Here is a 6674-nt window from a genome sequence, read left to right on the forward strand (position 1 = left end):
CGATGAAACCGGAGGCTGTTCTAACCCCATCGCAGATGGGGGTCCCGTTTGGACGCCGATCACCCCATTTGCGGGGTCCTTATTCCATGCCTAATCACACTCTTCCAGCGCCTGTCTGCATGTGTGATCGGGGAGAAGAGCGACACCCAGACCCGCAAGTGCGGCTGCCCTCACGGCCGTGAAGTCTGCACAGCCCATCCTCGGCTCATGCCTGAGCGTATGGGTTCGGCCATCGTCCGTCTCGAGAAACCAGTTCACCTCGCCCTGATCATCCGTGGTCGAGAGGGTAGGTTCGCTCGCCAAAGCTTCTATGTCTGCGATGCGGCTGGCAATTTGCGGGCTTGCGACCAAGATGCGGATCGAGTTGCCTAGCGAGCGCATCGTTAGTGAGGCATCACCATCTAGCGACGTTCGGACCCGCAACGCGACGTCGATCCGCTCCTCAATGAGATTGACTGGACGGTCAATCGCGATAAGTTGCAGCCGCACCCTTGGATGCTGCGCCAGGAATCGCGTTAGGAGGGTGGAGATCGGTTCGACCAGCCCGGTCGGGCAACTCATCCGGATCAGACCATGCGGCTCTGATTGTGCCTCTGCGACGAGCGCTTCTGCGCGCTCGGCTTCCGCCAGCATAGCCTTACAGCGTTCATAGAAGGATTGGCCGATATCCGTCACTCGAAAGCGGCGGCTGGACCGTTCGATCAGTCGCGCGCCGAGCCGTTCCTCTAGCCCCGCTACCCGCCGGCTAAGCTTCGACTTCGGTTCGCGCAAAGCGCGCCCTGCGGCCGCGAACCCACCGTGGGCGACGACCTCGGCAAAGTAGAATAGATCGTTGAGGTCAGATCGCATTATCGTTCTCCATCTGGAACGATGAGTACCAAATTTGCTGACTATATGCAGCATCGTTCTGCTGGCATGTTTCTTTTCAACGGCAATGGCCGCAGCAAAGGAGCATGATAGTGAGCAAGAAGTTCGAAAACAAAGTCGTGATCGTTACGGGTGGCACGAGCGGTATTGGCCTTGCAACAGCAAAGGCCTTCTCGGTTGAAGGTGCCTCCGTGTTCATCACCGGCCGCCGCAAGGAAGCGCTCGATGCCGCCGTGCAGAAGATCGGTGGCCGTGTCACGGGCGTGCAGGCCGACATGAGCAAGCTCGTCGATATCGACCGTCTGTACGACGCAGTTCAACAGAAGCACTCGCACATCGATGTGGTTTTCGCGAACGCCGGCGGCGGCGAGATGGTACCTCTCGGCGCGATTACGGAAGAACACTACCAGAAGACCTTCGATACCAATGTGAAGGGCACCTTGTTCACCGTTCAAAAGGCGCTCCCGCTCCTGCGTGATGGCGGCTCGATCATTCTCACCTCGTCGACGACGAGCATTTCCGGCACGCCTGCCTTCAGCGTTTACTCGGCAACCAAGGCTGCCGTGCGCAACTTCGCTCGCAACTGGATCCTCGATCTCAAGGATCGCCATATTCGCGTCAATGCAATTAGCCCTGGCGTGACGGAGACAGCTGGCCTCAACGAACTCTTCGGCAATGGTGAGAGCGCGGAGAACACGAAGAATTACCTCGCGAGCCTCATTCCCGCCGGCCGCGTCGGGCAACCGGAAGAGATCGCCAAGGCCGTCCTGTTCCTGGCCTCCGACGATGCCAGCTTCATCAATGGCGTCGAACTCTTCGTCGATGGTGGCCACGTCCAGATCTAAGCCGCATGTCAGGGAGAATGACCATGGCAGACATCGCAACGCTGCTCGATCGGAATCTGCAGGACATCTTTGGGGAGGGCGATGACGCCCTCCGCCGGAAAGTGGCGGAGGAAATCCTTCATGAAGACGCCATATTCATCGAACCGCACGGAATCTACCGCGGCCGCGACGAGATCGTCCGCGTCGCCGGAGTTATCCGTGCCATGCATCCGACATTCGCATACACGACAATCGCTGCAGCGGACGTTCTCCATGACCAAGCCGGGCGCGTGCAATGGGTGGCCGGCGCACCCGGAGAACCACCTGCGTACGCAGGTACGGATTTCATCATTGCCAAGGACGGCAAGATCGCAGCGATCTATCTTTTCTTCGACGGAAATCCGGATCCGACCAGCCCGCCCATCAGGGTCTGAGGGTTCCAATGCACCCAACAACGATCGCGGGGCGGGTGCCGGGCGATCTTTTCACGGGATCGTTCCTCTGGAGATTTGTCACTTTCGCGAAAAATCTTGTCGGGTTTTAGGATCCGAAGAAGCGGCCTTTCGACGACCGGAAGCCGAGCTTTTCGGAGATCTCGTGAGCGGCTTTCAGGAGGCTGTCGAGATAGGCGGTTCGGTTGCGCAAGCCATCCTCGCGCGGGGTAACCAAGCAGAGTGTCGCGATGCAAGCGCCGTCGGCCTGATGGATGGGCACGGCGAAGCAATGGGTGAAATTCTCCACCTCGCTGTTGAAGGTGAAATATCCGTCTTCGGCCGCCTGCCGCACTTGAGCGATGAAATCGGCGGGGTCCAACCGCCTCCCATTCGGGAGGACGAAATCTCCCGGCGGGATGAAATCAAGGATTTCCCGGTCCGAAAGATGGGCAACAAGCAGGCGCCCGGAGGCGGTCCACGGAATGGCGACGAGCTCGCCGACATTCGAGGAAATGCGAAACGGGCGGATGCCTTCCCGCATCATGGCGACCGTATATTTATTGCCTTCCAGCAGGCACATTTGCGCTGTTTCGCGCGTCTCTTCCGCCAGCACGCCCAGCATGCGGCCGCATTCGCGCATCAGGTCGAATTGTTCGGCATAGGCGGTGCCGAGAAAATAGAGGCGGCGGCCGAGAAAGACCCGGCCGTCACCGCCCTGATAGTCGAGCATGCCATGACCGAGCAGAAGATTGACAAGCTCGTAGATGGAGGAGCGTGGCGCACCGATTTCCATTGCGATCTCGTTCGGGCGCATCGGCTGGCGTTTTACCCGCAGAAACTCAAGGATCTCGAAGGCGCGATCCAGGCCTCGCATGCGTCGGGATACAATGTCGTTTGCAGTCTCGGCCATGCTTCTCTCCGAATATTCCCAAACCAGCCGCAACCGGCGCGCTGCGACGCATCAGCACATGGTGCCGGCTAAACAGCGCCGGTGCCGCCAGATCAGCAAGACGCTGCGATAGCATCCGAGCGTGCGATGACGCAACGCTCGCGCAGCGCGGTTGTTTCCTCTCAATTGAAACTCGAGGTCTTGAGGAATTCGGCAAGCCTCTCTGTCTTCGGACGCGCGAACATGTCCTTCGGATCGCCTTCTTCGCAGATGACGCCCTGGTTCATGAAGATGACGCGCGAGGAGACCTCATAGGCAAAGCGCATCTCATGGGTGACGAGCAGCATCGTCATGCCGTCGGCGGCGAGCCCTTTGATGACTTGAAGAACCTCGCCAACCAGTTCGGGATCAAGGGCCGACGTCACCTCGTCGAACAGCATCAGCCGAGGCGCCATGGCGATCGCTCGGGCAATCGCGACGCGCTGCTGCTGGCCACCCGAGAGCTGGCCCGGATAATGGTTGGCGCGGGCCGCAAGGCCCACGCGGTCGAGCCATTTTTCCGCGACGGCGCGTGCCTCCGGCTTTGACATTTTCTTCACCTTGACGAGGCCGAGCATCACGTTCTCGGCAGCGGTCATATGCGGAAAGAGATTGAATTGCTGGAAAGCCATGCCGGTGAGTGCGCGCTGGCGGGCGATCTCCTTCTCGCTCTTGCGGCGTCGGGTGCTGCCGTCGGCGTGATAGCCGATTTCCTCGCCATCGAGGCTGATCTTGCCTCCCTGGAACTCCTCCAGCATGTTGATGCAGCGCAGCATCGTCGTTTTGCCGGAACCCGACGAGCCGATGATGGAAATGACCTCGCCTTCCTGCACCGTGCAGTCGACGCCCTTGAGAACCTCGTGCTGGCCATAGGTCTTGCGCAGGCCCTGAATGTCTAAAATTGTCTTGCCCATCGGTCCGATCTCCTCAGGACGGCAGTGCGGTTTTGCGCTCGACATATTTGCCGAAACGCTCGATACCGAAGTTGACGATGAAATAGAGACCACCAGCCAGGAAATAGAACTGGAGGCTCATGAAATTGCGGGAGATGATCTCCTGTGTGCGCAGGAGCAGTTCGGCGACACCGATTACGGAAAGAAGTGTCGAGGCCTTTACCATCTCGGCTGCCGTATTCACCCAGGCCGGCAGGCACTGGCGCATCGCTTGCGGCCACAGGACCGACGTGAAGGTCTGGGTGAAGGTGAGGCCGATCGCCTTGGCCGCTTCCGTCTGACCTTTCGGGATGGCCTGCAGCGCGCCGCGCACGATCTCGCCGACATGCGACGAGCAGAAGATTGCCAGGGCAAGAACGCCTGCGGAAAATGGCCCCAAATCAAGGCCTACCGCGGAAGAGACGTAGTAGCTTGCCAGCACGAGGACCAGCACGGGCGTACCACGGATGATGTCGGTATAGGCGCGGATCAAAAGGCGCAGAATGGCTCCGCCGTAGACGAGCGCGAGGCCAACGAAGACACCGACGATGGAACCGGCGAGAATGGCGAGAAGAGAAATCGATACCGTCACGCCGAGCCCGTTGATGATGACGTAGCGGGCGATCCAGAGTTGTTCGAGAAAACTGTGAGACATCCGGTGTTACCTCGGCAAAGCCAGCCTGCGCTCGACGAAACGCATCAGCGCGGCGATGAGGAAGCAGGTTACGACATAGAGAGCTGATGTGACCATCCAGGTTTCGATGACGCGAAAGCTCTCGATGTTGATCTTACGGGCAGCGAATGTCAGCTCCGGCACGGCAATGGCGGCTGCAAGCGAGGTATCCTTGAACAGCGAGATGATGGTCGAAGACAGCGACGGAAGCACATTGCGCAGCATCAACGGTGCGATAATCGATCCGCGGATCTGCATTGGCGTCAGGCCAATCGCAAGACCCGCCTCCGAAAGGCCCTTCGGGATCGACAGCAATCCTGAGCGAAACACTTCGGCAAGATAGGCGCCAGAGTAGATGGAGAGGACCAGGACGAAGCTTTTGATCTTGTCCAGGCGGAAGCCCATCTGCGGCAAGGCGAAGAAGGCAAACAGCACCAGTACCAGGATCGGCAGGTTTCGGATCACGGTCACATATACCTGCGCCGGGATAACTGCCATCCGGCTTTTCGACGTCAGCGCGAAGGCGAGTATCAGGCCGATCAAGGCGCCAATAAGAATCGATATGATCGCCAGGCCGAGGCTGAGCGCCAGACCGCTAATAAGAAAATCAAAGTTGCGCCAGACGGCGGCAAAATTCAGCGTGTAACCCATCTCGGGCCGCCCCTTTCAGACTGGCGGAGCGGGAGAATATCCCGCTCCGCTCGACTGTTACTTGTATTCGACCGGAAAGCCGATCTGCGGCGGGGTCAGGTCCTTGCCGAACCACGTCTTGTAGGACTTGGCGTAGCTATCGAATTCGACGCCTGTCATGGCTTCGTGCAGGGCGGTATTGACGAAGTTCAGCCAATCCTGGTCGCCGCGCTTGACCGCGCAGGCATAGGTCTGCGGGTTCCAGCCATAGCCGGCGTCCTTGTAGCGGCCCGGGTTCTGCGTCATGTACCAGGCGAGCGACGACTGGTCGGTCGCAACCGCATCGGCGCGGCCTGATTCCAGCGCCTGGTAGATCAGGTCGACGGATTCATACTGGTCGACCTTCGCGTCCGGAAGGGCGGCATGGACCATGGACTCAGCGTAGACGTTCTGCAGAACGGAAACGGTGACGGAAGAGCCTGCCGCCTTCAATGCCGCGTAGTCGGCATACTGACCGTCCGCCTTCAGCATCAGGCCGACGCCTTCGCGATAATAGGGAATGGTGAAGGCCACCTGCTGGGCGCGCTCGCCCGTGACGGTCATGAATTGACAGGTGATGTCGACCTTGTTGGTGGTGATGTTTGGAATGCGGGCATCGGACGACTGGTTCACATATTCGATCTTGTCGGGATCGCCGAAGAGGGCCTTGGCGATGATGTGGCCCATGTCGACGTCGAAGCCCTGCAGCTTGTCGTCGGCGCTCTTGAAGTGCCATGGCGCGTTCGTGCTGCCGGTTCCGAGAACGAGATGGCCGCGCGCAAGCACCTCATCGAGCTTGCTGCCGTCGGCGAGAACGGGCGTGGAAGAGAGGAGTGTGGCGGCGGCCAGCGACATCAGGCCGACGCGGAAGGAAATGCTCATGGTTGTTCCCCTTGTTCAATGGCTTTCGAATAATCCAATATTCCGGACATTTGTCTGTTATCTCGGATAAGGCATATCAAGGGATATACGGGGCAACTTGTCAATAGTGACTGCCATTGCCGATCGCGGGAGATAGGGAACGGTCAAGGGGTGTCTCCTGCCGGATTTACCGTTATCGCCGTCGACAATGCAGTGGCCGGCGCGCGGTATCTCTGCGGCAGTTCCGCCGCATCGAGCTGCTCCAAACCATTATCCGGGCAACAGACAAGATTCACTCGACGTTGCCGGTCACTCGCAATGCGAAGGATTTTCCGCGGGACATGCCGGATATCCAGGTGTCCTGCGAAATCTGAGCGCTGTGTTTGATGAGACCTGTGCGCGGATATTTGTAGACGTATGGAAACATTGATGATTCAATGCCTTTATCGAGAGATAGAGGTTTGTAATGAGCCGTCGCCGGATAGG

The 6674-nt window shown here is 59.0% G+C and carries 9 protein-coding genes; 2 read left to right on the plus strand and 7 right to left on the minus strand.

From position 1 onward, the window contains the following. Nucleotides 1-90: 90 nt before the first annotated feature. Entirely contained in the window at nt 91-849 is a 759-nt protein-coding gene (locus PH562_RS30425) for a LysR substrate-binding domain-containing protein (RefSeq protein WP_285177602.1), read from the minus strand. A gap of 104 nt (nt 850-953) precedes the next feature. Here PH562_RS30425 and PH562_RS30430 point away from each other — a divergent pair, with 104 nt between their 5' ends. Further along, the gene (locus PH562_RS30430) at nt 954-1712 is read left to right on the plus strand and encodes an SDR family NAD(P)-dependent oxidoreductase (RefSeq protein WP_483315398.1); all 759 of its coding nucleotides are present in this window, start codon (nt 954-956) and stop codon (nt 1710-1712) included. A gap of 23 nt (nt 1713-1735) precedes the next feature. Continuing rightward, nucleotides 1736-2125, plus strand: a complete 390-nt coding sequence (locus PH562_RS30435) for a nuclear transport factor 2 family protein (RefSeq protein ID WP_285177604.1) — start codon at nt 1736-1738, stop codon at nt 2123-2125. A 106-nt stretch (nt 2126-2231) separates the two neighbouring features. Here the strand turns inward: PH562_RS30435 and PH562_RS30440 are convergent, their stop codons facing one another. From PH562_RS30440 to PH562_RS30465, 6 genes are all read right to left on the minus strand, one after another. Next, nucleotides 2232-3035: an IclR family transcriptional regulator gene (locus PH562_RS30440; RefSeq protein WP_113228795.1), complete on the minus strand. Its 804-nt coding sequence runs from the start codon at nt 3033-3035 to the stop codon at nt 2232-2234. Between the two features lie 161 nt (nt 3036-3196). After that, complete coding sequence (locus PH562_RS30445; protein ID WP_113228796.1) at nt 3197-3967, minus strand: amino acid ABC transporter ATP-binding protein; 771 nt, start codon at nt 3965-3967, stop codon at nt 3197-3199. Nucleotides 3968-3980: 13 nt separating this feature from the next. Continuing rightward, nucleotides 3981-4640, minus strand: coding sequence for an amino acid ABC transporter permease (locus PH562_RS30450; protein WP_113228797.1), 660 nt, complete (start codon nt 4638-4640; stop codon nt 3981-3983). Nucleotides 4641-4646: 6 nt separating this feature from the next. Further along, complete coding sequence (locus PH562_RS30455) at nt 4647-5309, minus strand: amino acid ABC transporter permease (protein ID WP_285177613.1); 663 nt, start codon at nt 5307-5309, stop codon at nt 4647-4649. Nucleotides 5310-5366: 57 nt separating this feature from the next. Next, entirely contained in the window at nt 5367-6209 is an 843-nt protein-coding gene (locus PH562_RS30460; RefSeq protein ID WP_285177614.1) for a transporter substrate-binding protein, read from the minus strand. A 271-nt stretch (nt 6210-6480) separates the two neighbouring features. Beyond that, nucleotides 6481-6674, minus strand: a 194-nt coding sequence (locus tag PH562_RS30465; RefSeq protein WP_285177615.1) for a hypothetical protein, incomplete at its 5' end; no start/stop codon positions are given.

Origin of the sequence: Rhizobium centroccidentale, assembly GCF_030182565.1 — a bacterium.
Taxonomy (GTDB): domain Bacteria; phylum Pseudomonadota; class Alphaproteobacteria; order Rhizobiales; family Rhizobiaceae; genus Rhizobium.

Excerpts from the sequence above, each read along its gene's own strand:
- PH562_RS30425 (WP_285177602.1), bottom strand. The coding sequence starts at position 849 with ATGCGATCTGACCTCAACGATCTATTCTACTTTGCCGAGGTCGTCGCC.
- PH562_RS30430 (WP_483315398.1), top strand. The coding sequence starts at position 954 with ATGATAGTGAGCAAGAAGTTCGAAAACAAAGTCGTGATCGTTACGGGT.
- PH562_RS30435 (WP_285177604.1), top strand. The coding sequence starts at position 1,736 with ATGGCAGACATCGCAACGCTGCTCGATCGGAATCTGCAGGACATCTTT.
- PH562_RS30440 (WP_113228795.1), bottom strand. The coding sequence starts at position 3,035 with ATGGCCGAGACTGCAAACGACATTGTATCCCGACGCATGCGAGGCCTG.
- PH562_RS30445 (WP_113228796.1), bottom strand. The coding sequence starts at position 3,967 with ATGGGCAAGACAATTTTAGACATTCAGGGCCTGCGCAAGACCTATGGC.
- PH562_RS30450 (WP_113228797.1), bottom strand. The coding sequence starts at position 4,640 with ATGTCTCACAGTTTTCTCGAACAACTCTGGATCGCCCGCTACGTCATC.
- PH562_RS30455 (WP_285177613.1), bottom strand. The coding sequence starts at position 5,309 with ATGGGTTACACGCTGAATTTTGCCGCCGTCTGGCGCAACTTTGATTTT.
- PH562_RS30460 (WP_285177614.1), bottom strand. The coding sequence starts at position 6,209 with ATGAGCATTTCCTTCCGCGTCGGCCTGATGTCGCTGGCCGCCGCCACA.